This is a genomic window from Sphaerotilus mobilis (assembly GCF_004216565.1).
Lineage (GTDB): Bacteria > Pseudomonadota > Gammaproteobacteria > Burkholderiales > Burkholderiaceae_C > Sphaerotilus > Sphaerotilus mobilis.
Genome location: NZ_SGWV01000007.1, coordinates 1,091,784 through 1,110,882, shown reverse-complemented (window position 1 = coordinate 1,110,882; position 19,099 = coordinate 1,091,784). Strand labels below are relative to the sequence as shown.

General features: G+C 71.9%; 13 protein-coding genes. 5 read left to right on the top strand and 8 right to left on the bottom strand.

Annotated features, from left to right (window positions below; translation table 11 throughout):
* Positions 1–69 precede the first annotated feature (69 nt).
* Together EV685_RS05175 and EV685_RS05170 are read left to right on the top strand one after the other, a co-directional pair.
* Positions 70–2,931: a zinc-dependent metalloprotease gene (locus EV685_RS05175; protein WP_242615427.1), complete on the top strand. Its 2,862-nt coding sequence runs from the start codon at positions 70–72 to the stop codon at positions 2,929–2,931.
* 317 nt (positions 2,932–3,248) lie between these two features.
* Positions 3,249–5,222, top strand: coding sequence for a methyl-accepting chemotaxis protein (locus EV685_RS05170; protein WP_165396714.1), 1,974 nt, complete (start codon positions 3,249–3,251; stop codon positions 5,220–5,222).
* A 55-nt stretch (positions 5,223–5,277) separates the two neighbouring features.
* Here the strand turns inward: EV685_RS05170 and EV685_RS05165 are convergent, their stop codons facing one another.
* Positions 5,278–7,101: an aminopeptidase P family protein gene (locus EV685_RS05165; RefSeq protein WP_130480856.1), complete on the bottom strand. Its 1,824-nt coding sequence runs from the start codon at positions 7,099–7,101 to the stop codon at positions 5,278–5,280.
* Positions 7,102–7,293: 192 nt separating this feature from the next.
* Here EV685_RS05165 and EV685_RS05160 point away from each other — a divergent pair, with 192 nt between their 5' ends.
* Positions 7,294–7,833: a hypothetical protein gene (locus tag EV685_RS05160; RefSeq protein ID WP_130480855.1), complete on the top strand. Its 540-nt coding sequence runs from the start codon at positions 7,294–7,296 to the stop codon at positions 7,831–7,833.
* Here EV685_RS05160 and pdeM read toward each other — a convergent pair.
* Entirely contained in the window at positions 7,821–8,486 is a 666-nt protein-coding gene (gene pdeM / locus EV685_RS05155) for a ligase-associated DNA damage response endonuclease PdeM (protein WP_130480854.1), read from the bottom strand. The two genes, EV685_RS05160 and pdeM, sit on opposite strands and share 13 nt — an antisense overlap.
* Positions 8,483–11,209, bottom strand: coding sequence for a ligase-associated DNA damage response DEXH box helicase (locus EV685_RS05150; protein WP_242615426.1), 2,727 nt, complete (start codon positions 11,207–11,209; stop codon positions 8,483–8,485). Before EV685_RS05150 ends, pdeM begins: the two co-directional genes overlap by 4 nt.
* Positions 11,210–11,328: 119 nt before the next feature.
* On the opposite strand from EV685_RS05150, the gene EV685_RS05145 reads away from it, so the two are divergent.
* A complete protein-coding gene (locus EV685_RS05145; protein WP_130480852.1) occupies positions 11,329–12,153 on the top strand; it encodes a DNA/RNA non-specific endonuclease in 825 nt (274 codons plus the stop codon).
* A gap of 17 nt (positions 12,154–12,170) precedes the next feature.
* Here the strand turns inward: EV685_RS05145 and EV685_RS05140 are convergent, their stop codons facing one another.
* The 4 genes from EV685_RS05140 to rarD form a co-directional block, all read right to left on the bottom strand.
* Positions 12,171–12,554, bottom strand: a complete 384-nt coding sequence (locus EV685_RS05140; protein ID WP_207224758.1) for a type II toxin-antitoxin system VapC family toxin — start codon at positions 12,552–12,554, stop codon at positions 12,171–12,173.
* The gene (locus EV685_RS05135; RefSeq protein WP_130480851.1) at positions 12,551–12,823 is read right to left on the bottom strand and encodes a hypothetical protein; all 273 of its coding nucleotides are present in this window, start codon (positions 12,821–12,823) and stop codon (positions 12,551–12,553) included. The genes EV685_RS05140 and EV685_RS05135 overlap by 4 nt, the downstream gene beginning before the upstream one ends.
* A gap of 132 nt (positions 12,824–12,955) precedes the next feature.
* Positions 12,956–14,293: a TAXI family TRAP transporter solute-binding subunit gene (locus EV685_RS05130; protein ID WP_130480850.1), complete on the bottom strand. Its 1,338-nt coding sequence runs from the start codon at positions 14,291–14,293 to the stop codon at positions 12,956–12,958.
* Between the two features lie 56 nt (positions 14,294–14,349).
* Entirely contained in the window at positions 14,350–15,255 is a 906-nt protein-coding gene (gene rarD / locus EV685_RS05125; protein WP_130480849.1) for an EamA family transporter RarD, read from the bottom strand.
* 201 nt (positions 15,256–15,456) lie between these two features.
* Between rarD and EV685_RS05120 the strand changes: the two genes are divergently transcribed.
* Complete coding sequence (locus EV685_RS05120; RefSeq protein WP_130480848.1) at positions 15,457–16,566, top strand: S1C family serine protease; 1,110 nt, start codon at positions 15,457–15,459, stop codon at positions 16,564–16,566.
* Between the two features lie 34 nt (positions 16,567–16,600).
* Here EV685_RS05120 and EV685_RS05115 read toward each other — a convergent pair whose 3' ends face one another.
* Positions 16,601–19,099, bottom strand: coding sequence for a putative bifunctional diguanylate cyclase/phosphodiesterase (locus EV685_RS05115; protein ID WP_130480847.1), 2,499 nt, complete (start codon positions 19,097–19,099; stop codon positions 16,601–16,603).

Below are 19,099 nucleotides of genomic sequence, written 5' to 3'. Positions count from 1 at the left end.
CCGGCCCGAACAACCACTGTCACCGCCACAATGCCGCCACGCCCGAACGCCGCACCCGCCGCCCGCTTCTTGTCCCTGTCCCTGCTGACGCTGTTGGCGGCCTGTGCGCAGACCGGCGAGAAGGGCGATCCGGCGGCCATGCCGGCCGCAGCGGCTGCAGCGCCCAAGCCCGCCCCACAGGCGGGATCTGCGGGATCTGCGGGAGCGGCCGGATCGGCGACTTCGGCCAACGCGGCGGCCGCCCCCGCAGCCCCCGCCGCACCTGCCGCAGCGCCGGCACCCGGCGCGCCGCCGGCCTTTGCCACCGTCATCAAGGACGCCCGCCGCAGCGAGGGCCTGCTGCCGGTCTGGCAACGGGAGGACAAGGTCTGGATCGAGCTGGCCGAGGCCGACCTCAACGTGCCCTTCTTCCTGTCGCCCAAGATTGCCAGCGGCATCGGAGAAGGCCGTCTGGCGGGCGGGCTGATGCTGGGCAGCGGCGCCTGGGTCGAGTTCCGTCGCATCCACAACCAGGTCCAGCTGATCGAGCGCAACGCCGACCATGTCGCGCGCAGCGGCACGCCCGAGGCGCGGGCGGTCGCCGCCGCCTTCTCGCCCAGCCTGATCGCCAGCACGCCGGTGGCCAGCGCGCCGCACCCCGAGCGCAAGACCGTGCTGATCGACGCTGCCGCGTTGGTGATGGGCGACTGGCCCGGCCTGGCCAGCGCCTTGCAGCGCAGCTACCGGCAGAGCTACGGCTACGACGGCCGCAACTCGGCCATCACCTCGGTGCGGGTGTCGCCCGAGCTGCTGGTGTTCGAGCTGCAGAACCACTACGCCGCACCCAACCTGGCCTTCCCCCAGCCCGGTGGCCCGCCCGGCGCGGTGGCGCCGTCCTTGCCGTCCACGCTGCCCGACCCGCGCAGCCTGTTCGTGCGCCTGCATTACTCGCTGACCCGCTTGCCGGCCGAGCCGATGCGGCCCAGGCCGGCCGACCAGCGCATCGGTCACTTCACCACCGTCGTCCAGGACCACAGCGACGACCTGGCGCGCAACGCCAAGCTGCGCCACGTCAACCGGTGGCGGCTGGAGAAGAAGGAGCCGGCCGCCGCGCTGTCCGAACCGGTCAAGCCGATCACCTACTGGATCGACCGCAACGTGCCGCTGAAGTACCGCTCGGTCATCAGCGACGGCATCCTCGAATGGAACACCGCGTTCGAGCGCATCGGCTTCAAGAACGCGATCGAGGTGCGGGTCCAGCCCGATGACGCGCGCTTTGACACACTCGATGCCGGCATCGCCTCGGTGCGCTGGATGCTCAGCGCCCAGCCTGGCCTGGCCGGCATCGGCCCGTCCCACGTCGACCCGCGCAGCGGCGAGATCCTCGATGCCGACATCGCCTTCGAGGGCAATTCGCTGCGCTTCCAGCGCCTGTTGCGGCGCCAGATCCTGGCCGAGGGTGGCCAGACCGACTGGTCGACCGTGCTGCAGGTCGGCGCGGCCGGCCCAGACGGCAGCCGGCCGGCCGCCGCCGGTCCGCTGGCCCCCGCCTCGGCGCTGCAGGCGGCACTGGGTGCGCCGGACCTGGCGTGCGCCGCCGCCGAACGGGGCGCGGCCCAGCTGGGCTACGCGCTCGAACAGCTGGCCGCCGAGTTCGGTGCGTCCAACACCGACAACGACAACGACACCGACGACGACGCCACCGAGGCCGCCGCCGAGGCGCTGGTGCGGTCCTATCTGAAGAACCTGGTGATGCACGAGGTCGGCCACACCCTGGGTCTGCGGCACAACTTCCGGGCCTCTCAGGTGGTGGATCCGACGCGGCTGGCCGATCCGGTCTGGTCGCGCGAGAACCCGCTGACCGGCTCGGTGATGGACTACGTCGCCGCCAACCTGCCCAGCCCGGGCGCGCCCGCACCGGCGGCCTACCAGCAGCAGCTTGGCGCCTACGATTTCTGGGCCATCGAATACGCCTACCGGCCCCTCGATCCGGCCGACGAGCGCGCCGAACTGGCCCGCATCGCCGGCCGCAGCGCCGAGCCCGAGCTGGCTTTCGGCACCGACGAAGACGCCCTGCTGGGGCTTGATCCGCAGGTGCTGCAGTTCGACCTGGGCAGCGACCCGCTGGCCCATGTCAGCAAGCGCCTGGCGATCGCCCGTGACCTGATCTCACGGGCCGAGCGCCAGACCCTGGCCGACGGCGACGAATACGCCCGGCTGCGCCGCCGCGTCTCCTACGCCCTTCTCGACATCGGCGGGGCGACCGGCATCGCGCTGCGCCAGATCGGCGGCGTGGTGACGCTGCGTGACCGCGCCGGCAGCGGGCGTGATCCGCTGCAGCCCTTGCCGGCGGCCCCGCAACGTGCCGCGCTGGACCTGCTCGCCCGCGAGGTGCTGTCGACCCGCGGCCTGGCGGTGTCGGCCGCCCTGCAGCGCCGGCTCGCGCCCGATTACTTCGACCGGGCCGAGAACCTCGGGCGCAGTCCCGTCAACACCGAGTTCCAGCCCGAACAGGTGCTGGGCGGCCTGCAGCGCAGCGTGCTCAACCAGCTGATGAGCGACGGCTTGGCCCAGCGCCTGCTCGACCAGCAGGGCAAGGCCCGCACGGCCGACGAGGTGTTGACGCTGACCGAGCTGCTCGAACGGGTCCGCACGGAGGTCTGGGCCGAACTGGCGCGGCCCGAGGCTGGCCGGATCGAGCCCCTGCGCCGCGACCTGCAGCGCGAACACGCCAGCCGCTTGGCCGGCGCGCTGCTGCGCGCGGCACCCGGCCAGCGCGCCGAGCTGCGCAGCCAGCTGCGCGTGCAGGCCCGCGAACTGCACGCCAGCCTGCGCCGCAGCCTGCAGGCCAAGGGCTGGGATGCGCTGGCACGGCGCCATCTGCAGGACCTGCACGACGAGCTGGGCGAGGCGCTCGACGCCCGCGTGGTCCGCGCGGTCAGCGGCGGCTGAACGCCTCGGCGGCGGCGCCGGATGCGGCGGTGGCGCTCAGGCAACCGGCTTGCCCGCATCGCTTGGATTTATTGATCGCGGCGCGCGCCGGCGGTGGCATCCTGGGACCGGACCGTCGGTCAGCCTGACCGTGACGGGCGCCCGGAACCCGGGGTGGCGCTTGCGCGGTCTGCGCCTTCTTCGCGGTCTGCGTGGTCTGCGCGATTGCGGATGCATTTGCTGGTGCGGCATCCCGCAAGTCGTGGCTTGTCGGAACGGCGTGCGTGCGAAGAATGGCGGACATCCCACACCGCTGCGCTGCCGTCGCCTCCTCTGCCATGTCCAACACTGCCTTGTCCTTCTTCCAGCGCTTCACGCAGGGCGTGGCGCGGCGTCTGGCGCTGGGCTATGCGGCGCTGCTGCTGGCCCTGGCCATCGTGGGCGGGGTGGCCCTCCATGACCTCGGCGGCCTGCAGCGCGAGACCGAACTGGCGCAGACCCGTCACCTCGACCGCGTCGAGCTGGTGCTGTCGCTGCAGTCGGGCATCGACCGCGTGTCGGTCCACGCCCGCAACCTGGTGCTGGCCGACGATGCGCTGTCGCAGACGCAGGAACAGCGCCTGCTGAACCAGCAGCTGGCCCGCGTCGACGAGCTGGAGCGTCGCTTGCGTGCGCTGGACTGGGACGGCGCCAGCCTCGGTCTGCTCGACGCCTGGAGCGCGGCGGCCACGGCGGTGCGGCCGCGTCTGGATGCCTTGACGCGGCAGGGTCGCCAGGCGACCGGCCCGAGCCGTGACGGCCTGACGACGGCGCTGGTACAGCTGCGCCCGGCCGAATCGCTCTGGCAGCAGCAGACCCAGACCCTGATTCGCCACGTCACCGAAGATGCCGAAGCAGCGCTGGTGGCACACCGCGCATCGCACCAGAACGTGCGCCAGCAGCTCTCGGCGCTGCTGCTCATCGGCTTGGTGCTGGGCAGTCTCTTGTCCTGGCTGCTGGTGCGCAGCGTGCGCCAGCCCGTCCGTCAGGCCGTGCGCATGGCTGAGAAGCTGGCGCAGGGTGCGCAGGCCGACCTGGCGGTGCGCGGCGACGAACTCGACCGCATGCAGCACGCGATGCGCGGCCTGCAACAGCGTTTGCGTGCCCAGTCCGTCGACCTGACCCAGCCGCCGCTCCAACGGCCCTCCGTGGCGGTGCCGGGTCGCCTGCAGGAGTCGGAGGCGCCGCGCACGACCGCGCCGGTGTCTGCCTCGCTGTCTGCCCAGGAGTCCGCCCCGCTGTCCGCCCCCCTGTCCGCCCCCCTGTCCGCGCTGGTGGCCGCACCACTGCCGGTTGCCGGCGCTGAGCGGGTCCGGCAGGAACCTCAGTTCGACGGTGCCGAGCCGACCGCCGCCGCAGCGCCGACGCCGGCTACGGACGTCGCCTTGCAGGCCTTGCTGCAGCGGGTCCAGTCCAGCCAACACCCGGTGGATCCCCTGCTCGCGAACGAGGCCAGCGACGACGCGGCCGGCAGCACCGACGCCCAGACGCTGGTCAGCCACGCCGTGGACGTGGCCGAGCGCGGCAGCGAGGTCGTCACCCAGGTGGTCTCCAACATGGAGGACATCTCGACCTCGAGCCGCAAGATCAACGAGATCCTGGCCACCATCGACGGCATCGCCTTCCAGACCAATCTGCTGGCGCTGAACGCCGCCGTGCAGGCGGCCCGTGCGGGTCATGACGGCGGATCGGGCAACCACGGCGCCGTCGCGGGCGAGGTGCGTGGGCTGGCCCAGCGCGCGGCCAGTGCGGCGCGCGAGATCAAGGGGCTGATCAACGCCTCGCTGGATCAGGCCGAAGCCAGCAACCGGCTGGTCAGGGATGCCGGCGTGACGATGGACGCGCTGGTCTCGTCGGTCCAGAGCGTGACCGACCTGGTCGGCCAGATCGGTGGCAACACCGAGGCCCACAGCCCCGAGACGCTGCGCGAGGCCGACCGCTCGGTGCGCCAGCTCGACCAGCTGACCCGCCAGAACGCCACGCTGGTCGAACAGAGCGCCAGCGCGGCCGATGCGCTGCGCGACCAGGCCGAGCGCCTGCAGAAGGTGGTCGCCGCCTTCCGCCTGCTGCAGCAGACCCAGGAAGCGGCATGGACGGCCCACACCGCCATCCACAGCGCCCGCACCACCTCGCGTGGCGACACCTTGCCCGGTGGTCTGGACGAACTTCCGCCGACCGGCACGCCGGTCGCTGATCCGAAGGTCAAGGCCAGCCGCAAGAGCCGCCGCAAGGGCAACGAGCCGCCGGCGGGGAGTGACTGGAAGAACTTCTGACGCGGGGGCGTCGGGCCGCTGAAGCCCGCGCTGGCTGCGCGCCAGCGACCCCGACTCAGATCGGCTCGGTCCGCCGCATCAGCCAGTCCAGCGCATCACCCTCGACCCGCGGCGACAGGCGGGCGCGGACCTCGGCGTGATAGCTGTTGAGCCAGGCGCGTTCGTCCGGGCGCAGCAGCGCCGGGTCGATGCAGCGGGTGTCGATCGGGCAGAGCGTCAGGGTCTCGAACGCAAGGAAGTCGCCAAAACCCTCGTGCAGCGCTGCGGGCACGTTCATCACCAGGTTCTCGATGCGCACGCCCCACTGGCCGGGCCGGTACAGGCCGGGCTCGATCGAGGTGATCATGCCCGGCTGCATCGCCATCTGCGGTTCGGGAATGGCCGGCGAGATGCTCTGCGGGCCCTCATGCACGTTGAGGAAATAACCCACGCCGTGACCGGTGCCGTGGCCGTAGTTCAGGCCGGCCTCCCACAGCGGCGCCCGCGCGATCGCGTCCAGCATCGGCGACAGCGTGCCGAGCGGGTAGCGGGTGCGTGACAACGCGATCGTGCCCTTGAGCACGCGCGTGTAGTCGGCCTTCTGGGCCGCGCTGGCCATGCCGATCGGCCAGACCCGGGTGATGTCGGTGGTGCCGCCCAGGTACTGCGCGCCCGAGTCGATCAGCAGCAGTCCTTCGGCGACCAGGCCGTCCGGCGTCGAGATCGGCGCATGTGACTCGGCCGTGGCGCGGTAGTGCGGCATCGCGCCGTTGGCGTTGAAGCCGGCGATGGTCGGGAAGCTCAGGCTGACGAAGCCGGGCTGCTTGGCCCGTTCGGCACTGAGCCACTCATCGACCGTGATCTCGCTGATCGCCTCGCGGCCGAGCGCGGCTTCGAAGCGGGCATAGAAGGCACACATCGCGGCACCGTCGGCCTCCATCGCCTGACGGATGTGGGCGGCCTCGGCAGCGGTCTTGCGGCTCTTGGCCAGCGTGCTGGGGTTGATCGCCTCGATCACCTGCACGCCGGCCGCGACCGCCTCGCGGAAGCCCAACGTGATGCGGCGCGGGTCCAGCAGCAGCTTGGCCTCGGCCGGCAGCGCCGCCAGGGCGGCGGCGGCGGCGTCGTAGGGCGCCAGCACCAGGCCGTCACTGGCGAGCGTGGCGGCGAGCGCGGCGTCGACCTTGCCGGCGCCGACGAACAGCGTCGCCGCGCCGCCGGCCGGGATCAGCAGGTGGGCCAGGAAGACCGGGTTGTAGTCGACGTCCGCGCCGCGCAGGTTGGTGATCCAGGCGATGTCGTCAACGGTGGAGACAAAGTGGTGCGTCGCCCCGTGCGACTGCATCGCCGCGCGGACCTGGGCCAGCTTGTCGGCCCGGCCGACGACGGCTTCGGGCGGGCGGTGTTCATAGACCGGCGCCTGCGGCAGCGCCGGGCGGTCGGCCCAGGCCTCGGCCAGCAGGTCGACATCGGTGCGCAGCCCGATGCCATGGGGTGCCAGCGCCTCGGCCAGTGCCTTGGCGGCCGCCAGGCCCATCACCGCGCCGTCGACGGCCAGGCTTTGGCCGGCCTGGACATGGCCGGTCAGCCACTGGATCTGGTGGGACACGGCGCCGCTGGGGATCTTGACCAGCTCGACGCCGGTGCCCGCCAGTTCGACCTCGGCCTGGACCCAGTAACGGCTGTCGGCAAACACCGCCGCCTGCTCGGCCGTGACGATCAGCGTGCCCATCGAGCCGGTGAAGCCGCTGTAGCGCACGCGGCCTTGCCAGCGTTCGGGCAGGTATTCCGACAGGTGGGGGTCCGAGGACGGCACCAGCACGGCGGCCAGGCCGTGGTGGTGCAGGGCGATGCGCAATTCGGCCAGGCGCTGGCGGATCGGGTCGGTGCGGGTGTCCATGGGCGTGGGCGGGCTCGAAGGAGGCACGGTGGCCGATCGGGCGATTGTGGCAAGGGCGACGCGGCGCGCCCGTCCGATGCCGACCAAGTCCCTGCCGATCGGGCCGGTGTGGCGGATCTCACGATGGGCATGCCCTTGTCATGTGGGCCGGCTAGCGTCGGCGCCGCCTCAAGGACCTTCCACCGCGCCCCCGTGCTCGATCACCACGTTCCCGTCAAGACGACCGCCTGCCGCCGGCTCTTGAGCGACCACAGCGGCCCGATCACGCGCGCGCGCCGGTCGCTGCTGATCATGGTCGACGGCCGTCGCTCGGTGGCCGAGTTGCGGCCGGCCATGGCGGCGCTGCAACTGGGCATGGGCGACCTGCAGGCGCTGACCGAGGCGGGCCTGCTGCACTGGCTGAATCGGGCGGCGGATGCGCCGCCCCAGCGCCCAGCGGGCAATCGCAGCGTGGCCGGTGCCAAGCTCTATGCGCTGGACCTGCTCGGCCGCATGCTGGCCCGCGATGACGTGCTGCTGCGCGAAGCCGCCCGCGCGGTCACCGTCGAGGCCGACCTGTTGCCTTGGCTGCGGCTTTGCGAGCATGTGCTGACCGAGCGTTGCCATGCGCAGCGAGCGGCGCTGTTCATCGACAAGGTCTGCACCCTGTTGCCGGAGGAATGGGCCACCGCCTTGCGGGCCGGGGACCCATCCGAACTGGACGCGGAGCGGCTGGCACGTCAGAGCCGGTAGACCCGCTCGCCGGTCGTGCCATAGAGCTGGTCACCGCTCAGGCGCCGGATCACCTGCCCGCCGGTGAACTCGCCGAAGGCCGGCAACACCAGCACCGTGGCGCTGGCGTGGAAGCAGGGCAGGCGCACGCTGTCCAGCCCGTGGCCGATGCGTGTGACCGGGTGGATGTGGCCGGCCAGCGCGAAGCCGGATGCCCGGGTCTTCGGGTCATGACAGAGCGCCAGGCCGGCACAGGTGTGTGGCTCGTCGACGACCTCGATGTCGAACGCGGGCGGCGGGTCGCCGGCGTGGTCGTCGTGGTTGCCGCGCACCAGCGTGATCGGCAAGTGGGCATGGCGCTCGCGCCAGGCCTGGATCGCCGCCATCGTGGCCGGGGCCCGGCCGGTGGCGGCATGCAGCAGGTCACCCAGCACGGCCAGATGCCGCACCGGCCAGCGCGCGAGCAGGTCGTCCAGCCGGGCCAGGTTGGCCTCGGTCGTGCCGGCCGGCACCGGCACACCCAGGCGCCGGAAGCTGGCCGCCTTGCCCAGGTGCACGTCGGCCACCAGCAGCAGCCCCGCGTCGGCGAGGTAGGCGGCGCGCTCGGGCAGCAGGGTCAGGGGCCGGCCGTCGGGCAGGACGTGGTCGAGGTGCGGGGTGGGGGCGGACGTCATCGCCCGCGAGTGTCGCGTCGTCGCGGCGAGCGCAGCGCCGGGGCCGGCTCGCTCGGACGGCCCTGCACGGCGGCTTCCAGCTCCGCGAGCAGGCGTTGTACCCGCTGGTTCAGCGGTTCATTGCTGATGCGCTCGCGCAGCCGTTCGAGCATCAGCGGCACGCCGAACGGTGTCAGGCGCTGGGGCCGGGTGATGACCAGCTCGCCGGCCGCCAGCCGGGCCAGGCAGCGCTGCAGGCGTTCGACGTCCAGCTCCTGCGCCAGGGTCTCGGCCTCGGCCTGGGCCAGCAGCAGGTTGCCCGGGTCGAACTTGCGGAACACGTCGAAGAACAGGCTCGACGAGGCCTGCACCTGCCGCGTGCTGCGTGGCGCACCCGGGTAGCCGGTGAAGACCAGGCCGGCGACACGCGCGATCTCGCGGAAACGGCGTTGCGACAGCTCGGTCGCGTTGAGCGCCTGTTGCAGGTCGGGCAAGAGCCGCTCGGCCGACAGCAGACCGCGGGCGCTGGAGCCCGGCCCGTCCGGCTCCAGCAGGGTGGCCCAGTCGAACGGCGTGCGCGACAGCAGCTCGAAGCCGTGGTCGTTCATCGAGAGGCTGAAGGTGCCGGGCCGGTCGCGCGCCGCCCGCCAGGCCAGCAGCGCGCCCAGGCCGATGTGCACCATGCGGCCGGCCAGCGGGTAGCCGAACAGGTGCTGGCCCTCGTCGGTTTCTAGCAGCTCGAAGACGACCCTGCCCGTGCGCGGCAAGGCCGACTCGCGCGCCTGCAGCGCCAGCAACGGGGCCAGGGCGCGGAGTTCGGGCGGCACATCGGCCGGCACCGGCGTGTCGACCGCGCCCGTCAGGGCCGGCAGCAGCGGCTCGGCCCGCGCCAGCAGATCCAGCACGCTGTCGGCCAGTTCGCTGGACAAGGGCATCTTGCCGCCCTGCCAGGTCGGCACCGCGCCCTGGTTCTTGGGTGCCGGCTTGACGTAGGCGGTCAGGTCGCGCACACGGATCAGCTGCAGCACCCGGCCGCTGAAGATGAAGCAGTCGCCCTCGCGCAGGCTGGCCAGGAAACCTTCCTCGATCGAGCCCAGCCGGCCGCCGTTCAACCACTGCACGGTCATCGAGGTGTCCGACACGATGGTGCCGATGGCCATGCGGTGGCGCCGCGCCACGTCGCGCCGGGCCACGCGCCAGAGCCCGTCGTCCGGGTCACGGGCGATGCGGTGGTGCTCCGGGTAGGCCGCCAGCGCCAAGCCGCCATGCACGGTGAAGCCCAGACAGCCGTCGAAGGTCTCGCGGTCCAGGTCGCGGTAGGGCCAGGCCAGCCGGACTTCGTCGAACAGCGCGTCGGCGTCGAAGCCTTCGCCAACCGCCAGCGTCAGCAGGTGCTGGATCAGCACGTCGATCGGCCAGGGCGGCGGCTCGCGCGACTCGATCCGGCGCGCCAGCGCGGCTTCGCGGGCCGCTGCGCCTTCCAGGATCTCCAGCGCATGTGTGGGCACGACGGTGATGCGCGACGGTCGCCCCGGCGCATGGCCCGATCGCCCGGCGCGCTGCAGCAGCCGGGCGATGCCCTTGGGCGAGCCGATCTGCAGCACACGTTCGACCGGCAGGAAGTCCACGCCCAGGTCCAGGCTGCTGGTGCAGACCACCGCCTTGAGCGCGCCGTTTTTCAGCCCGGACTCGACCCACTGCCGCACGGCGGGGTCCAGCGAGCCGTGGTGCAGCGCGATCAGGCCGGCCCAGTCCGGGCGGGCTTCGAGCAGCGCCTGATACCAGACCTCGGCCTGCGAGCGGGTGTTGGTGAAGACCAGGCAGGACGCGGCGGCGTCGACCTCGCGCACCACCTCGTCGCGCAGCCGCAGGCCCAGGTGGCCACCCCAGGGGAAACGTTCCAGCGTGTCGGGCAGCAAGGTGTCGACCGTCAGCGACTTGGGCAGCGCGCCCTGCACCGTCACCGCGTCCGGCCCGGCCAGGGCCTCTGCCGCCAGGGCCAAGTTGCCCAGCGTGGCCGACAGGCCCCAGACCCGCAGGCCGGGGTTGAGTCGGCGCATCCGGGCCAGCGCCAGCATCACCTGGGTGCCGCGCTTGTTGCCCAGTAGCTCGTGCCATTCGTCGACCACCAGCACCTCGACGTCGCCCAGCACGGCCGAGCTGTCGGCCAGCGCCAGCATCAGGCAGAGACTTTCCGGCGTCGTCACCAGCGCCGCCGGCCAGCGCTGGCGCTGGCGGGCCTTCTCGCTGGCCGCCGTGTCGCCGGTGCGCATGGCGACGGTCCAGCCCATGCCGAGGCCGTCGCAGGCCGCTTGCAGCGCCAGCGTCGTGTCGGCCGCCAGCGCCCGCATCGGCGTGATCCACAGGATGCGCGGGCCGCTGCGCCCGACCCGCTCCGGCCGGGCCCGGCAGACCGCCAGGGCGCCAAACCACGCCGCCAACGTCTTGCCGGCACCCGTCGTGGCATGCAGCAGGCCGCTGCGGCCGGCGGCCATGTGAGCCCACACCTCGCGCTGGAAGGCAAAGGGTTGCCAGCCGCGCTGGCTGAACCAGCTTTCGGCATCGGGCGCGACGGGGCCAGCCTTGTCGGGGCCTGAGGTGCGAGCGTGCGCTGACTTCGCTGGCGCGGCGGCCGCCTTGCGCCGTGCCTGCGCCCGCCGCAACGCGGTCAGCTGGGTGCCCACGTTGGGCCCAGGCGGCAAGCCGCCGCGCCAGGGCGGGTCGTCGGGTGATTGCTCGCTCACGTCGGGTTGATGTCGGTTGGGCTCGATCCTTCGGGGGGGACGGCGGCCGCAGCTTAGCCGGCAAAGTCGCCAGCGCCGTCCCCGAACGGGATCGAGGACGCGACCTAGGAGCACATGCGATGCGATGGACCCGCCCAAGCTGGCGCATCCCCATGAGCAGGGCCGCTGGCCTGCTCGTCCTCGGCCTGCTGGCGAGTTGTGGCGACGGGGGCCCGGACGCCGGCATCTCCGCCTTTGATGCCCCTCGTCAGACGGCATCGAGCCACCGACTCGTGACGCTGGTACATGTCGGCTATCAGCTGAGCTACGACTGTGACGACCGCCTCGGCGTGCGATTTGCCTACACGCTCACGTCTGACACGGGTCAAGCCGCTCGCCCGACCGAGTTCACGCGGGTCGACCCTTTGCTGCCAACCGGCTGTCCGGCCCAGCTCAGCGCAGGCGCCTACGGCCCGGGCTGGGCGCGCGGCCACCTGGTTGCCGCCAACCACATGGACGCCAGCGACACGCAGATCGCCCAGACCTTCCTGATGAGCAACATCGTCCCGCAGCGGTCCACGTTCAACCAGGGCATCTGGGCCGAAGCCGAGGCCATCGCCGAATGCTGGCGCGACACCGCGCCGGTCCAGGTGGTTGGCGGCGTGCTGGCGAACGACCCGGCCAACGACGCGTTCACCGTCTCGCACGGCGTCGCCACGCCGGACTGGTTCTGGATGATCCTCGTCAGCGCCGATCCAGCCCGCCCGGGCCAGCAGCGTGTGCTGGCTTGGTGGATCCCCAACATCGACGCCACCGGCACCCTGTCCAGCCGCCGCGTCAGCATCACGACGATCGAGTCCCGCATCGGCACCGCGCGGGTCGGCGTGAGCGGTGTCGATGCGGCCTTGAAGGACTCGATCGGGTCGGACTGGGGCGTGCCGGCGGGGGGGTGTGGGGCGGGGTGAAGTGGCCCGGGCCAGGATCAGATCGCGAAGGGTTCGATCGCCAGTAACGGCACCGGCGAGAAATGCCGGACATTGCCTGTGAGAACCGCCAGGCCATGCACGCGGGCGGTTGCCGCAATCAGCGCGTCGGCCATCTGCAGGCCGTGACTCAAGGTCAGGCTGTTCATCAGTTCCAGGGCCACAGCGGAAATGTCGGCCGACAGCGGCATGACCTGGGCCGATCGACGCTCGAACATTCGCCGCAGTGCTTGCCATTCATGGCGGTTGCGCAGGCCTTGAAGTATCTCCATCTCAGTCACTGCCGAGATCGTCAGGCGGGAGAGGCCGTCAAGCCGGTGCGTGGCCTGGGCGTGATCACGCAGGTGCCAGATCAGCACGTCGGTGTCGACCAGCAGGGTCACGTCCGGCGCCTGCCGTCGCTGCCGTAGCGGCCGGTCCGCAGGTCGCGAACGTGGGCCGTTACATCGGCCAAATCGTCGCGGTCACGCCAGATGCCGAAGGCCGGATCGTCGATCCCGCTGTCGCCTTCCATCGTCACGGGCATGTCTGGTGATTCGAACTCGGCCTCGATGCGTACGGTGACCCGTTCGGCCTGATGCGGTGCCAGCCGCGCTCGCCAGGCTTCGGGCAGCTGGTCCAGTGGTACATGTTCGATCACGACGGCGTTCATGGGGTGTTCCCGGCGATGAGGTCGGGCCAGATTAGCAGCCGCGCCTTCACGGTCGATCCCACCCACGGGGGAAGGTGAAACCCGGTCCCCCCTTGCCCCGTTCCGAATCCGAGCGGCCGAGCGGATTCCCCCTCACGCCGCCTGCAAACGCCGCCTCACCAGCTGGATGTGGCTGCGCAGCGCATACAGCTCCTCGGCGTGCGACAGCGGCACCGGCAGGCGTTCGACGCGGGCGTCCAGGGCCTTGAGTTCGGCTTCGAGGGCGGCGATGGCCTCGGGCGTCAGGGCCGGGTCGCCGGCGCGTTCCTCGATCTCGCGCAGCGTGCCGTACCAGCGGAAGATGCGTGAGCGGATGCGCATGGTGTAGAGCGGCGGCACGATGCGCGACAGCGGGATCACCACCGCGACGATCGACACCAGCACGACCCACATGCGGTCGATCAGGTTGGCCAGCCAGAACGGCAGGTAGCGCTGCAGCAGCGGCGTGCCGCTCTCGAAGTAGCGCTGGGCCTCGCCGGCCAGCGTGTAGTCGCTGACGCCGGCCTGCGGGAACTCGCCCTTGCGCTGGAACCAGTTGCCCTCGCCGTGGATGCGTCCTGCGGCCTGCACCAGCAGCTGCTGCAGGGCCGGGTGGGTGTCATCGCGCACGACCAGCGTGGCGTTGGCGGCCAGCAGGCGCAGGTCCTGACGCGGCAGGTCGCGGGCCAGGTCGACCACGCCACGCGGCAGCAGCACCGGCTGGACCTGCGGCACGCGCCGCGCATAGGCCTCGGCCTGGGCGAAGTCCAGCAGGCGGACGCCCGGCGTGATCAGCAGCATGCGCACCAGCGGAGATTCGGGTGCCGAGACCAGCGCCAGCGCGTCGATGCGGCCGGCCAGCAGCTCGACCACGGCTGGCGTGGGTTCGAGCCGGCCGAGCTTCTGGGTCCGCGGGTCGATGCCATTGGCGTTGAAAAGCCGCCGCATCACGTTGGTGACGCCGCTGCCTTCGTGGCCGATGTTGATGCGCCAGCCCTTGAGCTGCGCCAGGCTGTCGAGCGTCTTGCGCTCATGCCGTTGGACGGCGACCGCCTCGCGGTAGAACACCCAGACCGGCTCTCGGAACAGGTTGCCCAGGCTGGCCAGGCCCTCGGGCGGGGCCTCGTCCGGCCCCAGCTCGTCCTGCGCGCCGCCCTGCACGAAGGCGGCATCGACGGCGCCGGCCTGCAGCAGCGTGAGGTTCTCCTGCGAGCCCTTGGTGGTGCGCAGCTCGACGGTGATGCCGTGTTTCTTCAGCGCGTTGACATAGCGCGGGCCGAACTCGGCATAGGCGCCCTGGTCGGGGCCGGTGGCCAGCACCATGCGTTGCGGCGGCGTCGGGCTCAGCACCCGGTAGGCCAGCACCATCAGGCCGATGGCCAGCAGCAGCACGGGGCCGGCGGTCAGCAGCAGGTCGCCGATCTGGAGCAGGGTGGTCTTGAACTTGCGCATGCGGAGGTGTCGGCTTTCGGTTCTGGGTTCGGGTGGGGACGTGTGCGGCGTCGCCATCACATCGGCTCTGCATCGACCGCGTCCACGACAGGATCGCGCGGCCGGTGGCGCCACAGCATCTCGGCGCTGAAGACCACGCAGGCGATCCAGATCAGCACAAAGCCCTGCAGCCGGGCGCCGCCGAAGGGCTCGCCGAACAGCCACACGCCCAGCGCCAGCTGGATCGTCGGGCCGATGTACTGCAGCATGCCCAGCAGGCTCATCGGGATGCGCTGGGCGGCCGCGCCGAAGAAGATCAGCGGAATGGCGGTCAGCGGACCGGCGGCGGCCAGCAGCAGCTGGGTCGACAGGCTGGCGTGCTGGAAGCCGGTGGCGCCCTGTGTGCCCATCCACAGCAGGCCGATCAGGGCCAGCGGACCGAGCAGCAGGCTCTCCAGTGTCAGGCCTTCGAGCGTGCCCAGCGGGGCCTTCTTGCGCAACAGGCCGTAAGTCCCGAAGGAGGCCGCGAGCGCCAGCGAGATCCACGGCACCTGCCCGGTCTGCCAAGCCAGCCAGGCCACGCCGGCCGCTGCCAGTGCGACGGCCGCCTTCTGCGCCAGCACCAGCCGTTCGCCCAGCACCAGGCGGCCCAGCAGCACGTTGAACAGCGGGTTGATGAAGTAGCCCAGGCTGGCCTCGACCACCCGTCCGTTCGTGACCGCCCAGACGTAGATGAACCAGTTGGTGGCCAGCAGCACCGAACTGCCGACAAAGGCCAGCATCACCCGCCGGTCGCCCAGCGCGGGACGCAGCCAGGCGGTGCGCCGCAGCGCCGTCATCAGCACGGCCATGAAGACCAGCGACCAGACCACCCGGTGCGCAGTGATCTCCAGCGCCGGGATCTCGTCGACCAGGCGGAAATAGAGCGGGAACAGCCCCCACAGCACATAGGCCGTCGCCGCCTGCAAGGCCCCGCGACGCATCAGGCGGGACGCCGCGCGGGCCGCGTGGCGGGTCGGTTCAACAGGCGCGGCATGGTGGCTCGGTCAGGGCAAACACGGGGGGCGGAGCATAGCGGGGCGTCGTGAACCGTAGGGGCCGGAGGTCGGGCCCGACTTGAAAGCCCGGCGATCGGCCCCAACACCACAGGCTGTCCGCCATTCGGTGTTGCCGATACTGTCGCCATGAACGCCCTCCGCCAGAACCTCCAACGTTTCCTGCGCCCCGTCCTGTTCGCCCTGCCGATGGCGTTGCTGGCCCTGCTGGGCGCCCAGCTGCTGGTCGGGCCGGCGGGTGCGGCCGATGCGCAGCCTCGGTCGGTCAGTCCGCGCGGGGCCCTGTTGCCCGACGAGGCGGCGGTTGTGCGGCTGTTCGAGGAGACCGCGCCGTCGGTGGCCTACATCACCACCGAGACGGTGCAGCGCAACGCGCTCGGCGGGGCCGAGATGAGCCAGGGCGCGGGCAGCGGCTTCGTCTGGGACAGCGCGGGCCATGTGGTGACGAACTACCACGTCATCGAAGGTGCCCGACGGGTCTTCGTGCAGCTCGATGCCGGCAAGCCGATCGAGGCCGAGCCGGTTGGCGGCGCGCCCGAGTACGACCTGGCCGTGATCCGCCTGAAGACCCTGCCGCGGGCGCTGCGGCCGGTGCCGCTGGGCAGCAGCCGGGACCTGCGCATCGGCCAGACGGTCTATGCGATCGGCAACCCCTTCGGCCTGCAGCGCACCTTGACCAAGGGCCTGGTCAGCGCGCTGGACCGCGAGTTGCCGACCGCCAACTTCCGCGAGGTTGTCGGCGTGATCCAGACCGATGCGGCGATCAACCCCGGCAACTCCGGCGGGCCGCTGCTGGACAGCGCCGGTCGGCTGATCGGCGTCAACAGCGCGATCCGATCGGCCAGTGGCAGCAGCTCGGGCATCGGCTTTGCGATCCCCGCCGATCTGGTGAACCGGGTCGTGCCGGCCCTGATCAGCAAAGGCCACGCGCCCTTGCCGGGCATCGGCGTGACCCCCGTGCGGCCGGACCTGGTGGCGCGCGCGGGCATCAGCGGCGTGGTGCTGGCCGAGGTCGGCCGTGGCACGCCGGCGGCGCAGGCCGGGCTGGTGGCGATGAACCGCCGCAGCGGCGACCTGGGCGACGTCATCACCGCCGTCAACGGCCGGGCGGTGGACACGCTGTCGGACTTCGTCGCCGAGCTGGAACGGGCCGGCGTCGACAGCCAGGTCGAACTGAGCGTCAAGCGCGGCGAGCGCGAGCGGCGGGTCCGCGTGCGGGTGATCGACCTGCGCGAGTGAGGTCCGCGCCCCGGACGCCGGGGTCGAACGCGGCTCAGGCCAGCTTGCGCTGCGGCGGGTCCAGCAGGGCCTCGAAGTCCGGCACGGTCAGGGCGCCGGCCACCAGGAAACCCTGGAAGGACGCACAACCCAGTTCGCACAGGGCGCGGTGCTGGGCGTCGGTCTCGACCCCTTCGGCGATCACGTCCAGGCCGAGCGCCTGGGCCAGCTGCACGATGGTGTGGGTGATGGCGCGGTCGCTGGTGTCATCGGGCAGGTTGCGGATGAACTCGCGGTCGATCTTGAGCCGGTGGATGGGCAGGCGCTTGAGGTAGCGCAGGCTCGAATAACCGGTGCCGAAGTCGTCGATCGCCAGCCGCACACCCAGGTCGGCCAGGGCCTGCAGCTGCTGCAGGTGGGCGTCGACCTCGTCGAGCAGCAGGCTCTCGGTCAGCTCCAGCTCCAGCAGCCCGGGCGGCAGATGGGCTTCGGCCAGCGCGCGGGCCACCCCGGCGACAAAGCCGGCATCGCGGAACTGCAGCGCCGAGACGTTGACCGACACCGGCAGCGCCCGGCCGGCGCGGTGCCAGCGGGCCGCTTGCGCGACCGCCTCATGCAGCACCCAGTCGCCCAGCTCGGCGATGAAGCCGGTTTCTTCGGCCACGCCGATGAACTGAGCCGGCGAGACCGGTCCGCGTTGCGGATCGGTCCAGCGGCACAGCGCCTCGGCGCCAAGGATGCGGCCGTCGCGCAGGTCGACCTGGGGCTGGTATTGCAGCCGGAACTGGCCAGCCGCCAGGCCCAGCCGCATGGCCTGGTCAAGCTGCAGGCGGGCGAGCAGGTCGCGGTTCATGGCCGGTTGGTAGAAGCGCAGCTCGCCGCCTTGCTGCAGCCGGGCGGCCTGCATCGCGCTGTCGGCGTTGCGCAGCAGGGTGTCGGCGCTGACGCCATCGGCCGGGAATAGCGCCACACCGGCACTGGCCTTGATGGTCAGGCTCAGGCCCGACAGCTTGACCTGGCCCAGCGTCAGCGGTTCGGCGATCACCTGCAGCAGCCGTCGTCCGACGGCTTCGGCCTGGGCCGCGTCGGCGCCGTCGAGCATCAGCACGAAGCTGTCGCCCGCCAACCGGCCGAGCGTGTCGGCGCCACGCACCTGGGCGCCCACGCGGCGCGCCATCTCCACCAGCACCTGGTCGCCGCAACCGTGGCCGAGCGAGTCGTTGATGCGGTCCAGCCGTTCGAGGCCGACCATCAGCAGCGCAAAGCCGCCGCCGCCGGCAGCCCCCAGCCGCTGTCGTTCAATGGTGGCCTGGATCTGCTGCTCCAGCCGGATCCGGTTGGGCAGGCCGGTCAGGCCATCGGTCTCGGCCAGTTCGCGCAGCTGGCGCTGCTGGGCGACCCGCTCGCGCAGGTCACGCAGCACGACGATGCAGGCGCCCGCGTCCGCGTCGTCCTGGATAGCGTGTGCGATCAGGTGGGCCTGTACCGGCACGATGCCGTCCAGCGCCTGCAGCTGCAGCTCACCCCGCCATGGACGCCCCGGCGCGACACGCGCCAGCAGCGCCTCGATCGGGCCGGCCGGGCCGTCCAGCAACCAGCCGGGCGAGCGGCCCAGCAAGGCCGGGCGCGGCTGGCCGGTCAGCGCGGCAGCGGCCGGGTTGGCGGCGATCACGCGGTGGTGGGCATCGAGCACCAGCAGCGCGTCCAGGCTGGCATCGAAGACCTGCGAGGCCAGCTGCAAGCGCGCTTCCTGGGCCAGCGCCGGGCTCAGGTCATGCCAGACCTGGATCCAGCCTACCGGCCGGCCGTGGCCGTATTGCGGCATCAGCCGGCGTTCGAAGATGCGACCGTCGGCGCAGGCGATGCGGTCGACCGCGCAGCGCGCATCGGCGCTGCCCGGCGTGGCCTGACCGAGCGCCTGCTGGCGCGTGTGCAACTGGTCGGCGTAGCCCAGCGGATCCGCCAGCCGTTCGCCCAGGTGGTCGAGCAGCTGGGCGTCGTCCCAGCCGTCGAGCTCGGCGGCGCCTTCGGGCAGATCCCACAGGGCGGCGCAGGCGGCGTTCAGGCCGCGCACCCTGCCGTCCAGATCGGTGACCAGGATCGCGTCGCGGCTGGAGGCCAGCGTGGCGCCCAGCTCGCCGGCGAGGCGACCGACCTCGGCGGCCAGGCGCTGTTCGGCCTCCCGGTCGATCCAGCTCAGCAGCCAGGCCGGGCCACCTTCGGCCGTCAGGACCGGGGCGATGCGGCGTTCGACCGCGACGCTGCGGCCGCCGGGCTGCATCACCAAGCTGTCCGTGTGCAAGCTCATACCGCTGGTCAGTGCGGCCGGATCGGCGGCTTCGAGCCAGAACAGCTGGTCCTCGGGCGTGGCCGCCAGCTGGACGACGGGCAAGCCGACGAGCGCCGCCATCGGCTGCGCATGCAGGCGAGCCGCAGCGGCGTTGGCGGCGCGCACCGTCAGGTCGACCGGGTCGACCAGGCAGGCGGCCTGCGGCAGACCGGCGAGCCAGTCCGGCGGCCAGACGGCGTTGCGCTCGGGCGGGGCGTGCGACAT